General features: G+C 43.7%; 17 protein-coding genes and 1 pseudogene. 11 read left to right on the top strand and 7 right to left on the bottom strand.

Annotated elements, in window-relative coordinates:
* The 4 genes and pseudogenes from LGT40_RS05685 to LGT40_RS05670 all read right to left on the bottom strand — a co-directional run.
* A pseudogene (locus LGT40_RS05685) lies at positions 1–300 on the bottom strand (methanol oxidation system protein MoxJ); the annotation flags it as partial.
* A gap of 106 nt (positions 301–406) precedes the next feature.
* A complete protein-coding gene (locus LGT40_RS05680; protein ID WP_226076587.1) occupies positions 407–2293 on the bottom strand; it encodes a methanol/ethanol family PQQ-dependent dehydrogenase in 1887 nt (628 codons plus the stop codon).
* 202 nt (positions 2294–2495) lie between these two features.
* Positions 2496–3149, bottom strand: a complete 654-nt coding sequence (locus LGT40_RS05675; protein WP_226076590.1) for a response regulator transcription factor — start codon at positions 3147–3149, stop codon at positions 2496–2498.
* A 46-nt stretch (positions 3150–3195) separates the two neighbouring features.
* On the bottom strand, positions 3196–4164 hold the full coding sequence (locus LGT40_RS05670; protein WP_226076593.1) for a sensor histidine kinase: 969 nt from the start codon (positions 4162–4164) through the stop codon (positions 3196–3198).
* 222 nt (positions 4165–4386) lie between these two features.
* On the opposite strand from LGT40_RS05670, the gene LGT40_RS05665 reads away from it, so the two are divergent.
* From LGT40_RS05665 to LGT40_RS05655, 3 genes are read left to right on the top strand one after another with little or no spacing between them, the layout of a single operon-like run.
* Positions 4387–4719 (top strand): hypothetical protein, encoded by a 333-nt coding sequence (locus LGT40_RS05665; RefSeq protein ID WP_226076596.1) that lies wholly within the window; start codon positions 4387–4389, stop codon positions 4717–4719.
* 35 nt (positions 4720–4754) lie between these two features.
* Positions 4755–5279, top strand: coding sequence for an SRPBCC family protein (locus LGT40_RS05660; protein WP_226076599.1), 525 nt, complete (start codon positions 4755–4757; stop codon positions 5277–5279).
* Positions 5280–5285: 6 nt separating this feature from the next.
* Positions 5286–6221: a YncE family protein gene (locus LGT40_RS05655; protein WP_226076777.1), complete on the top strand. Its 936-nt coding sequence runs from the start codon at positions 5286–5288 to the stop codon at positions 6219–6221.
* Between the two features lie 23 nt (positions 6222–6244).
* On the opposite strand, the gene trmL is transcribed toward LGT40_RS05655, so the two are convergent.
* Both trmL and LGT40_RS05645 read right to left on the bottom strand, forming a co-directional pair.
* Positions 6245–6709, bottom strand: a complete 465-nt coding sequence (gene trmL / locus LGT40_RS05650) for a tRNA (uridine(34)/cytosine(34)/5-carboxymethylaminomethyluridine(34)-2'-O)-methyltransferase TrmL (protein WP_226076611.1) — start codon at positions 6707–6709, stop codon at positions 6245–6247.
* Between the two features lie 2 nt (positions 6710–6711).
* Positions 6712–8148 carry a LysM peptidoglycan-binding domain-containing protein gene (locus LGT40_RS05645; RefSeq protein ID WP_226076614.1) on the bottom strand — a complete coding sequence of 479 codons (1437 nt, stop codon included), beginning with the start codon at positions 8146–8148 and terminating at the stop codon, positions 6712–6714.
* Between the two features lie 579 nt (positions 8149–8727).
* Between LGT40_RS05645 and LGT40_RS05640 the strand changes: the two genes are divergently transcribed.
* The 3 genes from LGT40_RS05640 to LGT40_RS05630 are packed head-to-tail and all read left to right on the top strand — an operon-like array spanning position 8728 to position 11397.
* Complete coding sequence (locus LGT40_RS05640; RefSeq protein ID WP_226076780.1) at positions 8728–9531, top strand: DUF2797 domain-containing protein; 804 nt, start codon at positions 8728–8730, stop codon at positions 9529–9531.
* A gap of 5 nt (positions 9532–9536) precedes the next feature.
* Positions 9537–10556 (top strand): quinone-dependent dihydroorotate dehydrogenase, encoded by a 1020-nt coding sequence (locus LGT40_RS05635; RefSeq protein ID WP_226076617.1) that lies wholly within the window; start codon positions 9537–9539, stop codon positions 10554–10556.
* A gap of 1 nt (position 10557) precedes the next feature.
* Positions 10558–11397 (top strand): mechanosensitive ion channel family protein, encoded by an 840-nt coding sequence (locus LGT40_RS05630; protein WP_226076619.1) that lies wholly within the window; start codon positions 10558–10560, stop codon positions 11395–11397.
* Positions 11398–11432: 35 nt separating this feature from the next.
* Here LGT40_RS05630 and gloB read toward each other — a convergent pair whose 3' ends face one another.
* Entirely contained in the window at positions 11433–12203 is a 771-nt protein-coding gene (gene gloB, locus LGT40_RS05625) for a hydroxyacylglutathione hydrolase (RefSeq protein ID WP_226076622.1), read from the bottom strand.
* Between the two features lie 23 nt (positions 12204–12226).
* On the opposite strand from gloB, the gene LGT40_RS05620 reads away from it, so the two are divergent.
* The 5 genes from LGT40_RS05620 (at position 12227) to dnaK (ending at position 16817) form a co-directional block, all read left to right on the top strand.
* Positions 12227–12952, top strand: coding sequence for a class I SAM-dependent methyltransferase (locus LGT40_RS05620; protein ID WP_226076625.1), 726 nt, complete (start codon positions 12227–12229; stop codon positions 12950–12952).
* Entirely contained in the window at positions 12952–13395 is a 444-nt protein-coding gene (gene rnhA / locus LGT40_RS05615; RefSeq protein WP_226076627.1) for a ribonuclease HI, read from the top strand. The genes LGT40_RS05620 and rnhA overlap by 1 nt, the downstream gene beginning before the upstream one ends.
* A 3-nt stretch (positions 13396–13398) precedes the next feature.
* Complete coding sequence (gene dnaQ, locus LGT40_RS05610) at positions 13399–14130, top strand: DNA polymerase III subunit epsilon (protein WP_226076629.1); 732 nt, start codon at positions 13399–13401, stop codon at positions 14128–14130.
* Between the two features lie 97 nt (positions 14131–14227).
* Positions 14228–14794 (top strand): nucleotide exchange factor GrpE, encoded by a 567-nt coding sequence (gene grpE, locus LGT40_RS05605; RefSeq protein ID WP_226076638.1) that lies wholly within the window; start codon positions 14228–14230, stop codon positions 14792–14794.
* Positions 14795–14894: 100 nt separating this feature from the next.
* Positions 14895–16817, top strand: a complete 1923-nt coding sequence (gene dnaK / locus LGT40_RS05600; protein WP_226076641.1) for a molecular chaperone DnaK — start codon at positions 14895–14897, stop codon at positions 16815–16817.
* Positions 16818–16838 lie beyond the last annotated feature (21 nt).

Below are 16838 nucleotides of genomic sequence, written 5' to 3'. Positions count from 1 at the left end.
ATTTTTTAATAAATGTTCTGTAACGAGAAAAATCGCCGCTTTGTCAGACCAGACAAATTCCACAGGTATATCCATGCTTTCAGCGAGAACTTTGGCGATTTCATTTTCGAAACCCTGCTGTTGCGTATTTGAATAAGGCATTTCATTGCCTGCCGCACAGACTTTTAATGTATCGGGTAATGCATTGTTTGCGTGTACAGGACTCAGTACTGTTAAAAGTGATGCAGCTAAAATAGTGCATTTAGCTAATAATTTAGTACTGGCTGTTGTTTTATTGATTTTAGAATCATTTTTTAACATGTCTTACACTCTCAGAAGGGGCTGACAACACAATCATTGTGTTGCCAGCCAGATTGAACACGACGATATAACTTGATGTTTCTGAAGTTATATAGAGAGTCAGTGATTACATTTCGTATTCGCCAACGCTCAGATCGTCGTATGGTCCTTTACCCTCCAGAGCAAAGACCATCAGACCACCACCCATTTGGGTGTTACGTGCCAGTTCTTTAAAGGCACCTACCGCACCCAGACCGGCTGATGGGTCATTCAAGTCAAAGACCAGGCCAACGGCAGGCCAGCCACCTACACCATAATTAATCGCAACATATTGGATGCCATTATGGGTATAAGTCATTGGATGGCCGATAGCGCCAGAAGGGAGTTTGAATTTCCACAACAGATCACCGTTGTCTGCATCACGAGCTTTGATGAAGCCATCGAGTGTGCCGTAGAATACCAAGCCACCAGCTGTCGCCATGGTGCCGCCCCAGATTGAGAATTTTTCCATTTTTTCCCAAGCAAACTCACCAGTGATGGCGTTGTAGGCTTTAACCTGGCCAGAACCGATACCACGTTGACGATCACCTTTAGGTCCTGGATAGCTCCATACGTTTGCACCTACGAAGAACTGACCTGCACGGTAAGGCAGCATGAACGGTTCCCAATCCATACAAAGATGGTTGATACCCAAGTAGAAGTTTTGTCTTTCAGGATCGTACGAATCCATACCCTGGTTGTGGAAGCCCATGGCTGAAGGACAGATATCACGTGAACGGTGACCCATTCTGGTACTGAATTCTGGATCACGAATTGGTAGACCTGTTTCCAGATCAACTTTTTTCACCCAGTTTGCAGTGTCATCCATTTTGTTTGCAGAAACTAAATCACCGGTTTCACGATCCAGTGTATAAATAATGCCGTTACGATCTGGGTGAGTCAGCAGTTTACGCATTTTGCCGTTTTTGTCTTTTTGCTCAGAAAGCATCATGACGTTAACACCAGCGTAGTCCCATTCATCATGAGGTGTTTTTTGATAACCGAATTTGGCTAAACCGGTATCCGCATCACGACCCCAGATAGTCATGGTCCATTTATTATCACCAGGACGCATGGTTTCGTTCCAAGGGGCAGGGTTACCTGAACCGTAGTAGAACATCTCTAAGTCAGGGTCATAGGCATACCAACCCCAGTTAGTACCGCCACCGATTTTCCAGGCTTCGTCTTCCCAGGTTTTCAGCCCCAGACCTTTTTGGCCGTAATGTGGGTTAGCACTGTTGAAGTCGTCAGCCAGACCGATTTCTGAGTCAGGACCAGTGGCATACCAGCGCCAAACCATTTCACCAGTGTGAATATCAAAAGCGGTGACGTAACCACGTACACCCAGCTCAGCACCAGAAGAACCCTGAATAACCAAGTCTTTTACAACGAATGGTGCTTGTGTTTGGGTTTGGCCCACACTGATATCACCATTTTCAACTTGCCAGTGAAGTTCACCGGTTTCAGCATTCAATGCAACAACATGACCATCCAGCTGGCTTTTCACAATCATTGCTGGAGTTTTATCGTCGCCAGGCCAGTAAGCCAGACCACGGTTAACAACGTCGCAGCATGCAACTGCACGAGCAGCTGGATCTTGTTTTGGTTTGTGTTCCCAGACGATGGTGCCAGGATCTTTTAAGTTGATGGCAAAGGTATTGTTTGGAAACGGTGAATGAATGTACATCATGTCACCGACAACCAGTGGCGCACCTTCATGACCGCTTAAAACACCTGTGGAGAAAGTCCAAGATGGAGCCAGTTTACTGACGTTCTTTTTATTGATTTGCTTAGAAGTACTGTAATGATCAGCAGAATAGTTTTTACCCTGCATAACCCAGTTTGCTTCATCCTTTTGAAGTTCAACAAGCTTGTCATTGGCGAATGCAACGCCTACTGTCATCATACCGATGACAGAGCTTACCAAAGCAGCTGAACCGGTTTTTGTTAACCGGCTTAGTTTTTTCTCTCTCATATATCCTCCTATTTTAACTGGATGTCAGCTTGCGCTGACCCTGTGTCTCAGCACACATTCGAAAATGCGGCTGTGCACCGGTGATATCATCAGTTTTTAGTGGGGGTAGGGGATAGAGAGCTGCGCCACCTGTGTTGTAGGGAAGTGTTCACATAATTGTCAGGGTCATAGGCTTGGCAAAGGTTTTTGCTGATATTTTGACCTATTGATTGTTTGGTGGATGTATCAAACCAATTTTTTGGGCCAGGAAAATAATATCGGCGAGCTTGGTTGTGCCAAGTTTTCGCATCATATTGGTTTTGTAGTTGGAGACAGTTTTGGGTGCCAGAGTAAGACTTTTGGAGATCTCTTCGATACTCAATCCCTCGGCAACCATTCTGAAAACAGCAAATTCCTGGTGTGACAGTGAATCAATTTTCTGATCGGTTTTGATGAGCTTTTCCATCGCAATGGAGCGAGCTACCTCTGCTCCCAGATAATGACGTTTTTCAGCAACTGATTTAACGGCCTCAATTAATACATCAGAAGAGCAGGATTTTGTAATGTAACCCATTGCACCGAGCTCAAGTGCACGCATGGCCAGTGTTGTTTCTTCATGCATACTGCAAACCAGAATTCGAGCATCTTTATCTCTATTACAGATTCGTCTGACACATTCCAATCCACCGGTACCAGGCATAGTCAGATCAATAATGCAGACTTTGGGCTGTAAAGCTATGAAAGCCTGATAGCCATCTTCTGCATTGCCAGACTGCCCAATGACTTCAAATCCCGCTGATTCAAGCAGTTGCTGATAACCTTCTCTCAAAATGGCATGATCATCTATTAATAAGATAGTAGTTCGTTGTTTGTTCATCTCTTATATATGCCTCATTACTAAATAATTAAGATTCCATGTTTTTCTATAACGGAATGTTTAATGCTAAAACGGTACCTGTCGGGTCAGCCTGATGCAGATTGAAATGCCCATTAAGGGCATGTACCCGCTCTCTGATTCCAATGAGCCCTAGTCCTTTGCCCATCCCTTCATTTGGCTCAAAACCTTTACCATTGTCACGAATTGTTAAGCTGATTTCGCTGTATTGCGAAGCTTTCTTATGCGTGACTAAATCAATGTGAATTTTGTCGGCATCAGCATGTCGGGTGATGTTGGTTAATGCTTCCTGCAAACATCGGTAAATTGTCAGGGCGGTGTCATAGCCAACCAGTTTGTCATCTACTTCAATATTGATATGAATTTCGTAGCTTGGAAAAGACATTTGCCATTGCGAAATAAGATCTTCAATAGCGGCGGACAATCCAACGGTTTCAAGTCCAGGTGGTTTAAGACTGCGAAGTTGTGAGCGGGTAACATTTCGAAGATAGCTGGCACTATCTTGTATCGTCTTGAGAATAGCTTGAAGTTTAGGATCGTCAGTTTTGTATTTTATGGCGACAGAAGCATTTACATCAATTGCCGCCAGGTATTGACCGAAAACATCATGTAGCTCAGATGCCAGGTGATTACGTTCTGCTTCTCTTACTTGGGTGATATGTTTAATAAGTGCCCTGTTTTGTAATAGCAGTTTTGCATTGTCCGCATTTTGCGTTTCAAGTTTGGTTTTAATTTCCAGGTTACGTTTTAATGTCGCTTGCAATTCGTTGTAGCGTCGCCGGCCAAACCACATTAAGCCACTATTCAATACCAACAAAACAAAAATAATTTCATCCAGCTGGTAAAACTCTCCAAGAGCTGCCCAGTTAATCCAGCGTTCAGCCAAATCAAAGTACCCAGCAATAACATAAGTCAGCATGGATGCCGTCGCAATGATAGCCAAATCAATTTTGCCCCTGTTTTTCTTATCAGCAAAGGGGAATTTAGTTGACATCATTTAAAGTTCGTCCATATTTTATTTAGTATTAATGAGCTATTTTATGATGATTAATTTTGATATGTATATCCCAATATTACGGATAATTAGAAAAAAATAAAAACAGGAAAAAGTCATAACAATAACCGTGACATATTCCCTATCTCAAATGAGCCATCTGCTCTATATGACTGTAACAAACACTCTGTAGCATAAGTCGAGTTTTTACTGGAGTCATTTTTAATGAATAAATTTTTAAACACCATTGCCTTATCTGCCTTCCTGGCGATCTCTGCCATAAATATCGCTTATTCAGAAGACGAACTTAAAATACCAATAGCAGAATTTGAATTCGTTAAAATTTTCTCTGGAAAAGATGCGGATTTTGTTAGATCTAAACTGGGTGAACCAGAAGAAATAATGAAGCGTGAAAATGAAAGTGGAACAGTGGAGTTTTGGATTTATAAGGATATAGTTCAAGTTGGTGGAAGTGATAAAACATATAAATATACCCAAATTGGGATTATAAATAATTATATTGAAACTCTAGGTAATACGAATAGAAGTCCGAGGTGATTTTTTTATTTTAGCTAAAAGTGAAAGGTTAGAACGTGAATAAAATTATTAAGAAATTGTCATTAGCAAGTTTAGGTTTGATTGTGATGAGCAGCAGTGTTTTTGCTCATGGCCCCACTCCACAACGTGTAGATGAACATATTATTATTGAGGCCGATGTCGCAGCGGTATGGCAGCAAGTAAATGCATTTGACCAATTGGATAAATGGCACCCGGCAGTTGAATCCATTCAAATGCAAGACGACACGACGCGGGTTGTTAAATTGAAAACGGGGGGTGAAATTACGGAAAGTCTCGATGAGTCAGATGCTGAACGTCATTATGTAGGTTATAGATTGCTGACAGAAAATATTGAGGCTATGCCGGTTAGTTTTTATACAATCGGGATTGAAGTTGAAGCAGACGCTAAGGGAAGCAAAGTAAGTTGGAGTGGTCGTTTTTATCGGGCTGATACCGGCAATTTCCCACCAGAAAATTTGAACGATGAAGCGGCTGTCAAAGCAATGACTGATTATGCCAAATCCGGTCTGGAAGGTTTAAAAGCCTCATTGGAAAAATAACTTGTGATGTTACGTAAACCAATCATTCTATGTATGGCCCTATTTCCCGGCATAATGATGGCTGATGATTTTTATATAACCAGTCAGGCCAGCAATCAACTTTCTTTGTTTGATTCGGAAGCTGTAGAAATTAAACGGTCGTTTGAGGTTGCCAGCAATCCTGTCATGGTAGTGATTGATAAATCAAATCATGCCATTTATGTATCTCATCCTGAACAAGGCAAAATATCGGTAGTCGATCTCAATACCCATGAGTTGGTAAGTGAGATTAAAACGGGTGGACAGCCTTTTTCTATGGTGCTTGATAGTCAAAAGCCACAAATGTTTGTTTCTGACTGGTCAAGGAATACCTTACTCGTCATTAATACAACCAGTAAGCAATTGGTGGATTTGCTGGCTGTTGGCGATAGTCCGGCTGGAGTGGCTTTAGATGCACATGCTCGTAAAGTGTTTGTTGCCAATCGGGAAAGTAACTCGGTGATGGTCCTGGATGCTGATACTCCCGATTTGCTTGCTACGATTGAAACCGGCGAACGTCCTTATGCCGTTGCCTTTAATCCGCACAAAAACCATCTGTACGTTACTTGCGTGAAGGACGATTCATTGACGGTTATTGATACCAATAATTATCAGAAAATCGCTGAGCTAAAGCCTGGTAAAGCACCTTATGGTGTAGCGGTCAGTGAAGATGGCAAAAAGTTTTATGTGGTGAATCAGAACGATAATACCTTGGTAGAGTTTGATGCTGAGAGTATGAAAATCACCAACACAATTAAAACCGAGAAAATGCCGGAAAGTGTTGTACTATCAGCAGATCAGCAACAAGCTTATGTGATCAACTGGTTTAGTAACTCATTATCGGTTATTGATTTGCAACAAGCAAAACAGGTTCAGTCTATTCCACTTAAAGATGGGCCTCGTAGTATAAAAGCGGCCCAGTAAGATAAGTTCGCTGGAGCGGTATTTTATACCGCTCCGTTATATCCTAATTGTTTCCATGCCTCATAGAGAATAATTGCCGTTGCATTCGAAAGATTCAAACTGCGGCTATCAGGATGCATTGGAATACGAATTTTTTGTCTATCAGGAACTGCGTCAAGAATGCTTGCTGGCAAACCACGGGATTCGGGACCGAATAATAAAACGCTCTCATCCTCAAAATGGGCTTGATGGTGAAACTGTTTTGCTTTGGTCGTGCAGGCAAACAGAGGACGATTGGTCAGCCACTGTTGGAAGGCGGCAAAGTCGGGATGCACCTTTACCCGTGCAAACTCGTGATAATCCAGTCCCGCTCTTCTAAGACGTTTATCATCTAAAACAAAAGCCAGTGGTTCAATTAAATGCAATTGTGCACCTGAGTTAGCGCACAATCGAATAATATTACCGGTATTCGGCGGAATTTCCGGCTCATAAAGCGCTACATGTAACACGATTAGCTATGACTGATTTGAATTGCAGGATCAACGTACAGTGTTAATTTCTGTCCGGGTTGCAATAAGGTCCGATCACTTAATCCGTTCCATTCCTTCACTTTATCAACCGTAACGTTAAATTTGCGGGAAATGGTCCAAAGTGAATCACCGTTACGAATAGTGTAGTTAATGGCTTTCAGTTTTGAAGCGGTTTGATTGGGCTGCCAGATAACCAATTTCTGCCCAGAGTGTAAGACATCCGAGGGCTTTTTGTTATTCCATTGTGTCAGATCTACGACATCTACTGCGTAAGCTTTGGCAATATTCCACCATGTATCACCGGCTTTAACGGCGTAATTTAATTTTTTGCCAAGCTGTAATTTGCGATTTGCAATCGCATTTGCTTCAGCTTCATCAGCTTGTGCAGTAGAAATCGGTATTAGCAGATGTGCACCAGCACGAATAAAGTTCGTCTTGATTTTATTCGCTTTCTTGATTTCATTAATGGTTGTTTGATGTTGTGAGGCAATACTACTGAGAGACTCGCCTGGTTTAACCTCATGACGCTTCCAACGCAGCCTATCTTCCTCGGAGAGATCTAATAATGCAGTTTTGAAGTTATTTGCTTTTGTTGCCGGTAATACTAATTTGTGCGGACCTTGCGGCGCAGTTGCCCATCGATTAAACCCCGGGTTTAAAAGATATAATTCATCTAAAGTGATATCTGCCAGATCCGCGGCCAATGATAAGTCAATTTGACTGCCGACATTGATCACGCTCATGTAGGGTTCGTTTGCAATGGGATTAAGTTTTAGATCATATTGGGCGGGTTGTTTTACCAATTGTGCTACAGCTAAAAGCTTGGGCACATAAGCCGTGGTTTCTGCAGGTAATTCCAAGGACCAGAAGTCGGTGGGCAAACCTGCTTCCTGATTCTTTTTAATCGCACGACCAACGGTACCTTCGCCTGCATTATAAGCGGCTAACGCAAGCTCCCAGTCGTTAAAATCATTATGAAGTTTTTGCAGGTAGTCCAAGGCTGCATGTGTGGACTCAATGACATCGCGGCGTCCGTCATACCACCAGTTTTGTTCCAGGCCAAAAACACGACCGGTTGCAGGAATAAATTGCCAAATGCCCGCAGCCTGTCCAGATGAGAGTGCAAAAGGTTGATAGCCACTTTCTACGATAGGCAACAAGGCAATTTCCAATGGCATATCGCGACGTTCGAGCTCTTCTACTATATAAAAAAGATATGGACGTGAGCGTTCAACGACTTTGTCGACATATTCCGGATTACTGACAAACCAGCTGAGCCGGTTCTGTGTTTCAGGATGCAGGCTAAGAGAGTCAGAGATTCCATAACCGTCACGAATTCTTTGCCAGACATCATTGGTTTGAGGCCCTACATCCGAATCATCTTCTAAAACAGAAAAATCCAGTTCAAGAGGGCTCAATTGAGTTATCTGATTTTTTTTCCACTTTGTCTGTTTGGAAAGATGAGCTTTAGAGGTTTTTTGAGGTAGATTTGCGCTGACCGTTTCAGTATGTTTTGTGGTGGTACTACAGCCCGTCACAAGTATCGAAAGCATTGCAAATAGGGGCCATAGCCGGTTTTTAATTTTTAACATAACGGTTTATCATAATGTCGTAAGCTTATAATTGTGCTCAATATATACCCCAATAGAGCACTAATGACCAGTCTTTAACGCAGCTTTACATTCTCGTGATTTAGAATCCGTCTGCCCTCAGAAATAAAACCATCTCATCCGTCAACGGAAGACCTGGCGGGATATAAATCAATATAACGGTCTTTGTTTGTTTGGCCGGTGGTTGTGGTGACTTGATTTTCTGTTTAGAGAAAAAGATGCAGTAGTAAGTCGCTGGAGGTTTGCAAACTGATTTCCATGGGAAGTGATTTCACTTACTCATATGAAGACTTTTAGTAGGTCACTTTGTCAGGCTACGTTAAACTACTCGTTGATTTGAGCAAAAGGTTTAGCTGAGTGACAGAAATTGCAGGACAACTGAATAAAATGCTGGCGAATTTGCCGAGCGATGAGTCGACGGTAAATTATCAAATGGTTTTAGGTGATCAGCAGGTGGCAATGAATCCACTGATTGGAGAGTCTATAACACTTGTCTATGCTGGTGAGATTCACTGCCAGAACTGCCAGCGTTTGACAAAGAAAAGCTACAGCGGTGGTTTTTGTTTTCCCTGTTCTCAAAAACTGGCGCAATGCGACCTGTGTTTTATGAAACCTGAAACTTGTCATTATGCTCACGGAACATGCCGTGAACCTGAATGGGGTGTTCAGGTTTGTATGCAAGATCATATTGTTTATCTGGCTAATAGTTCCGGCATCAAAGTGGGTATTACCCGTATCTCTCAAATGCCAACCCGTTGGCTTGATCAGGGAGCGACCCAGGCATTACCCATTTTCCGAGTCAGCAGTCGTTACCATTCCGGTCTGCTGGAAGTCATGTTTAAAAACCATGTTTCCGATCGCACGGACTGGCGAAAAATGTTGCGCGGTCCTGCTGAAAAAATAGATCTTCTTGAACAGCGTAATCAGTTACAAGCTGAATGTGCTGATGAAATTAAGCTTCTACAAGAAAAACTCGGTGAAAATGCAATTACTCCCCTGACTGACGAACAAACACTTGAAATCAACTACCCTGTGCAACAATATCCACAAAAAGTCAGTTCAATGAATTTTGATAAAACACCGGAAATTACCGGTAAATTATTGGGCATTAAAGGGCAATACCTGATTATGGATAAAGGTGTGTTGAATATTCGCAAGTTCAATGGCTACCAAATAACAATGAAGGCATGATTTATATGTACCCTTTGCTACGCAACCTGATGTTTAAACTGGATGCCGAAACATCACACCATCTTGGAATGAACAGTTTAAAGTGGTTAGAAATGTCGGGGCTATTAGGGTTGTTAATGCCCAAAATGCCAACGGTACCGGTTCATGTGATGGGACTGCGATTTCCCAATCCAGTGGGCCTGGCTGCTGGGCTCGACAAAAACGCAGACTATCTTGAAGCCTTAACCGCTTTAGGATTTGGTTTTATAGAGGTGGGTACAGTGACCCCTCGGCCACAACCCGGCAATGCGAAGCCCCGTTTATTCCGACTTCCAGAGGCGCAGGCCATCATTAATCGGATGGGCTTTAACAATCTAGGTGTGGATCATTTGCTTGAGCAGGTTCAAGCAGCGCAGACCGATGCCATTATTGGTATTAACATCGGTAAAAATGTGGATACGTCAGTTGACAGAGCGCTGGATGATTATCTGATCGGGCTGGAAAAAGTCTATCCTCATGCCGATTACATTACGATTAATATTTCATCACCCAACACCCCCGGACTTCGCACTTTGCAATTTGGAGAGGCGCTGGACAATCTGCTGGATGCGTTGAAAAATCGCCAAGCAAAATTAGCGGAAGAATTTCAACGTTATGTTCCGATGGCCGTCAAAGTCGCACCGGATTTAAGTCAGCAAGAAGTACAGCAATTGTCTGAGTGTTTTAGCCGATTCCATATAGATGCGGTTATTGCGACAAATACCACGCTTTCACGTGATGCGGTGACGGGGTTGCCTCACGCGGACGAAGCTGGTGGTTTAAGCGGCAGACCGGTATTTGCCAAATCAACTGAAGTTGTTCGACAATTCAGACAAGCCTTGCCCGCGGAAATACCAATCATTGCAGCAGGAGGGATTATGAGTGCTGAGGATGCCATGCAAAAGCTTGATGCTGGCGCCCAGTTGGTACAAATTTATAGCGGTCTGATATACCAAGGCCCAAGACTTATTCAAGATATTGTCAAAACCATTCAAGTGAGGAGATAACATGGAAACCGGAACGGGCAGCGTCATAGGTGACATTCTGCTGAATATTTTCTTTGCGGCTGTCATTGTCATTGTTGGACGCATCGTGGTTCGCTGGTTAGTGAAGCTGTCACGGAAAGTCATGGTAAGGGCCAATATGGACCCGATTCTGATTAATTTCTCCAGCTCGATTATCAGCATCTTATTGCTGCTATTTGTGTTGATCGCGGCATTAGATCAACTGGGGGTGAATACCACTTCAATGATAGCCGTGTTGGGTGCGGCAGGTTTGGCCGTTGGCTTGGCATTAAAAGATTCGTTACAAAACTTTGCTGCCGGTGTCATGTTGATTATGTATCGACCTTTCAGAATTGGTCATTTTGTCGAAGTTGCCGGTGTGCTTGGCATCGTGGAACAAATCACTATCTTTAATACCGTAATGCGTACCCCGGACAACCGGGAAATTATTGTTCCTAACGGCAATATCTATGCTGATACAATTACCAATTACTCAGCACGCGACACACGCAGAATTGATATGGTTTTTGGTATCGGGTACGACGATGATCTGTTGAAGGCCAAACAAATCATGACGGATATCGTCAATGGTCATAAATTAGTATTGAAAGATCCCGAACCTGTTATCCGTATTGCCGAGTTGGGCGATAGCAGCATCACATTTAATGTCTGGCCATGGGTAAATTCGTCAGATTTCGCCTCAGTTCGAGCTGACCTGATCGAAACAATCAAACTGGCTTTTGATGCCAATGGCATCAGCATTCCCTATCCGCAAATGGACGTACACTTTAATAATGTCAATGCGATGAATGAATCAAACCAGAATAAAAACGAATCGGCATAGGATGACAAGTCAGGGGCTATAGCTGAGAGCTGGGATTAAAACGCATCTTTCCAGGCACGTAAAACACTGAACACAGCGAGTGGTGTATCAAGCGGCTGACCTGCATAGGCTTCAGCCGCTTTTTTTATTTCTATATTGTCACAGCGTAAAAAGGGATTGGTATGTATTTCTTCCTCTAATACGGAGGGGACGGTGGCCAAGCCTTGCTCCCTTAATGCTTCGGTGTGTGCTAAACGTTCAAGCAAAGCGGGATTTTCTGGATCTACCGTAATGGCGAATTTCAAGTTGGCCAGCGTGTATTCATGAGCACAATACAATTGAGTCTTGTCATTCAGTTGTTTGATTTTTTCCAATGAATCAAACAATTGTTCTGCTGTGCCGCCTAGCAAACGACCGCAACCGCCGGCAAATAGAGTATCGCCACAAAACAGGTTATCTTCAATTAAGTAACTTATGTGTCCAGGTGTATGACCGGGTGTATCAATGACCCTGAAGTGAGCAAATGAGGCATGTAATAATTGATCAGCCTGAGCATACAATGGCGTATCCACCGTTTTGATATGTTCGCGTTGTGGACCGTAAACAGGTAAGTCATACAAATCATCCAGTCGGCGGATGCCACCCACATGGTCGGAATGATGATGGGTAACTAGAATAGCTGCGGGTTGCAGATCATTTTTTTCTATAAAGTTAATCACGGGACCGGCATCACCCGGGTCGACGATTAACACGTCTTGATTCTGGGCTGACTGAATTAACCAGATATAATTATCGTTGAATGCCTTTACGGCATGAATTTGTAACATTTTTAACTCCGCCGGAATGGCCTATGTGTAATTATAAAGAGCATGACCAAGAGATGACACAATGGTGGCAAACTTCGCTTGCTCGCTACCTGCAAACTCAAGAGCAGCAATGGTTACAGCACCAACAAGCAAAATTACACGGATTTTTTCAACTGCAGTTTGGCGGACAAAAAATTATATTACCGCCGTCTTTAAGACATTGTTATCAGGCATTAATGGGAAGCGGTGGCCAGTTTCATGCACAAATCGAACAGTTGCCGTTTAAATCAGACAGTGTGGATGTGATGTTATTGCAGCATGTAGTGGAGTTTTCCAGACAACCACATCAATTATTACGTGAAGCGGATCGGGTATTAAATGATGATGGCACGCTAATTTTATTGTGTTTTAATCCTTTTAGTTTTTGGGGTTTGCGACGCTTGATTTCATGGCAGGATCGTTTGCCTTGGCGTGGACAGTTTTTCTCGCGACAGCGTTTAAAAGATTGGCTGGCATTATTGGATTTTGATGTGGTCGAAGCCCGCTCCATTATCTATTGTCCGCCGTTGCAAAATGAACGATGGATAAAACGTAGTGGCTTTTTGGAGAGATGGGGGCAACGTCTCTGGCCTTATTTTGGTGGTGTAACCGCCATTGTTGCCAAAAAACGCACATTAATAGTGACCCCGTTACAAAGCCGATGGCAAAATAGAAATCTATTTCCCAGACCCCAGCTGGTAAATCCTTCCGCAACACGAAAAGAGCATTAATGGAACACGTTGAAATTTTTACTGATGGTGCATGCAGCGGTAATCCGGGGCCAGGAGGCTGGGGTACCATTTTACGTGCCAAAGGTTTGGAAAAGGAACTGTCCGGTGGCGAAAAAATGACCACCAATAACCGGATGGAGATGATGGCGGTAATTGCGGGTCTGGAAGCATTAAAACGACCTTGCCATGTTACGATCACCACCGATTCACAATATGTGATGAAAGGTATGACTGAATGGTTAAAAGGCTGGAAAGCCAAAAATTGGCGAACCGCCGCCAGACAACCCGTAAAAAATGCGGATCTATGGCAGCGTATGGATGCTGCCGCTCAACCACATAAACTGGAGTGGGAGTGGGTTCGAGGCCATGACGGTCATCCCGAAAATGAGCGAGCCGATCAACTTGCTGTCGATGCCCGCACTCTAATTGCTCAACAGGATTAATTCATGGCCGAACAAACCAGTCAGCGACAAATCGTCTTAGATACGGAAACCACGGGCCTGAGCACCGCCGATGATCATCGGATTATCGAGATTGGTTGTGTGGAACTGGTAAACCGCCGGTTGACCGGGGAAACTTTTCATCAATATATCAATCCACAACGAGCTATTGATGCCGGGGCGATTGAAGTGCATGGCATCACCAATGAGTCGCTGGCGGATAAACCTGTATTTGCAGATATAGCAACGGATTTCCTGCGCTTTATTGATGGTGCGGAACTGATTATTCATAACGCAGCGTTTGATGTGGGATTTCTCAATCATGAATTTGCCAAATTAGGCCATACCGCTCAGATTGAAGATATCTGCTCAGTGCTTGACACATTGAAGCTGGCCAGAGATAAACATCCCGGACAAAAAAATAATCTGGATGCATTGTGTAAGCGTTACGGTGTGGATAACTCCAACCGCGAATTACATGGCGCTTTATTGGATGCTGAAATTCTGGCTGATGTCTATCTCATGATGACGGGGGGACAGGTCAGCTTGTCCCTTGCCGCAGAGCAATTAGAAGCTCCACAGGATGCCGAGCAAACTGATATCAGTACAGTGGTACGTCCACGAACTGCTTTAAAAGTCATTCAGGCAGATACTACTGAGTTAGCCGCTCATCAGGCTATGTTGGAAAAACTGCAAGCCAGCAGCGATGGAAACTGCGTCTGGCTGAAACAAAGTTAAAATCAATTCAACAAAAAGTTTGTCTTCTCCGCTTGAAATCAGATTTTTGACCCCCAAATAGCAGCTTTGTGTTCAGCAAAGCGGAATCTGATAAATCATGAGCAATGAAGAAATTGAAAAATCGACGACAGAAGCCGAGTCAGTCGATCCCTCCCCAGAAACAGCTGAAACTGTGTCAGTACAGCCTGCTACGGCGCCTGACAGCGATATTGTGAAGCAGCTGGAAGACGCACGTAATAAAGCCGATGAAAATTGGAATGAATTACTGCGTGCCAGAGCTGATCTGGAAAATATGCGTCGCAGACATAGCCGTGACCTGGAAAATGCCCACAAACACGCACTGGATAAATTCATCGCTGAATTATTGCCGATCTGTGACAGTCTCGAGTTTGGGCTCAATGCAGCAAAAAATGAAGATGCCAATCTCGATACGGTGCGTGATGGCATGGAAATGACGCTTAAAATGTTCATGAGCTCAATCGGTAAGTTCGGTCTTGAACAGTTAAATCCTGAAGGGGAAGCATTCGACCCCGACTTGCACCAGGCTATGGCAATGCAGCCGGCAGAAGGAGTAGAAGCTAACCAGGTTTTGAACGTCATGCAAAAAGGCTATCGGTTTAACGGACGTTTATTACGCCCTGCGATGGTAGTGGTTTCTCAATAACCTGACGAAATTTAAGGGCTTGAAATCAAAATTTCCTGCCCCATCTATATCACAACGGCTGGAATAGCCAGACGAACTAAGTACGATGGAGTAAAAGATTATGGGTAGAATTATTGGTATTGATTTGGGTACGACCAACTCATGTGTCGCAGTGATGGAAGACGGCAAAGCCCGTGTCATCGAAAACAGTGAAGGTGATCGCACAACCCCCTCAATTGTGGCATTTAATAAAGATAATGAAGTGATGGTTGGCCAGTCTGCTAAACGTCAGGCTGTCACCAATCCTAAAAATACACTTTATGCGATCAAACGCTTAATCGGTCGTAAATTTAAAGACGATGTGGTACAGCGCGATATTGATATGGTGCCGTATAAAATCGTTGAAGCAGATAACGGTGATGCTTGGGTAGAAGCCAATGGCAAAAAAATGGCCCCACCAGAAATTTCAGCACGCGTATTGATGAAGATGAAAAAAACCGCTGAAGAATTTTTGGGTGAAGAAGTCACTCAAGCGGTTGTTACTGTTCCTGCTTATTTTAATGACTCACAACGTCAGGCAACCAAAGATGCCGGCAAGATTGCGGGTCTGGAAGTCAAACGTATCATCAACGAACCTACTGCTGCAGCTCTGGCTTACGGCATGGATAAAAAACGGGGTGATTCCACCGTCGTTGTATACGATTTGGGTGGTGGTACATTTGACGTATCGATCATTGAAATTGCCGACATCGAAGGTGAGCATCAGTTTGAAGTACTCGCTACCAACGGGGATACATTCCTGGGTGGTGAAGATTTTGACCAACGCATCATTGATTATCTTGTGGCTGAATTCAAGAAAGATCAAGGCGTTGACCTGAGCAAGGATCCTTTAGCACTGCAACGTTTAAAAGATGCTGCGGAGAAAGCAAAAATTGAACTTTCTTCAAGTCAACAGACCGATATAAATTTGCCTTATATTACTGCAGATGCCAGTGGTCCAAAACATCTGGAAATTCGTCTGACACGTGCCAAACTGGAATCACTGGTTGATGATCTGATCACTCGCAGCATGGAGCCATGCAAAATGGCGCTTAAAGATGCGGGCCTGAAAATTTCTGATATCAACGAAGTTATTCTGGTCGGTGGGCAAACCCGCATGCCTAAAGTGCAAGAAGCGGTTAAAAATATGTTTGGTAAAGAACCACGCCGTGATGTGAACCCGGATGAAGCCGTTGCTGTTGGTGCTGCAATTCAGGCGGCTGTCTTGGCTGGTGACGTGAAAGACGTCTTGCTGCTGGACGTAACACCATTAAGTCTGGGTATCGAAACCATGGGTGGTGTGATGACCAAACTGGTTGAGAAAAACACCACTATTCCGACTAAAGCGAATCAGGTGTTTTCAACCGCTGATGATAATCAGCCTGCGGTGACCATCCATGTATTACAGGGTGAGCGTGAAATTGCATCAGCAAACAAATCTCTGGGGCGTTTTGATTTGGCGGATATTCCACCGGCTCCACGCGGTACCCCACAGATCGAAGTTACCTTTGATATTGATGCCAACGGTATTCTGAACGTATCGGCTAAAGATAAAGCGACCGGTAAAGAGCAGTCCATTGTGATTAAAGCTTCGAGTGGTCTGTCCGATGAAGAAGTTGAACAAATGGTTAAAGATGCCGAAGCGCATGCTGATGAAGACCGTAAGTTCCACGAATTGGTGACTGCAAGAAACCAGGCTGATGGCCTGATTCATGCCACAAATAAATCACTGACTGATTTGGGTGATAAAGTGGAAGCGGATGAAAAAGCCAAGATTGAAGCCGCCATTGAAGAGCTGCAACAAGCGCTGAAAGGTGAAGATAAAGCAGATATCGAAGCCAAAACAGCCGCACTGTCTGAAGCGGCTGGTAAACTGGCTGAACGTGCTTATGCTGAAAATGCTGAAGCGGGTGATGGCACTGCTTCTGAAGACACATCAGCGCAAAATGATGATGTGGTGGATGCCGAGTTTGAAGAAGTCGATGACGACAAGAAAAACTCATAATCTTTCATAAAATTAACTAAG

The organism is Methylophaga pinxianii (assembly GCF_020447225.1).
In the GTDB taxonomy this organism is placed as follows: domain Bacteria; phylum Pseudomonadota; class Gammaproteobacteria; order Nitrosococcales; family Methylophagaceae; genus Methylophaga; species Methylophaga pinxianii.
Note: the sequence above shows the minus strand (reverse complement) of the source record. Positions and strands in the feature narration are given on the sequence as shown.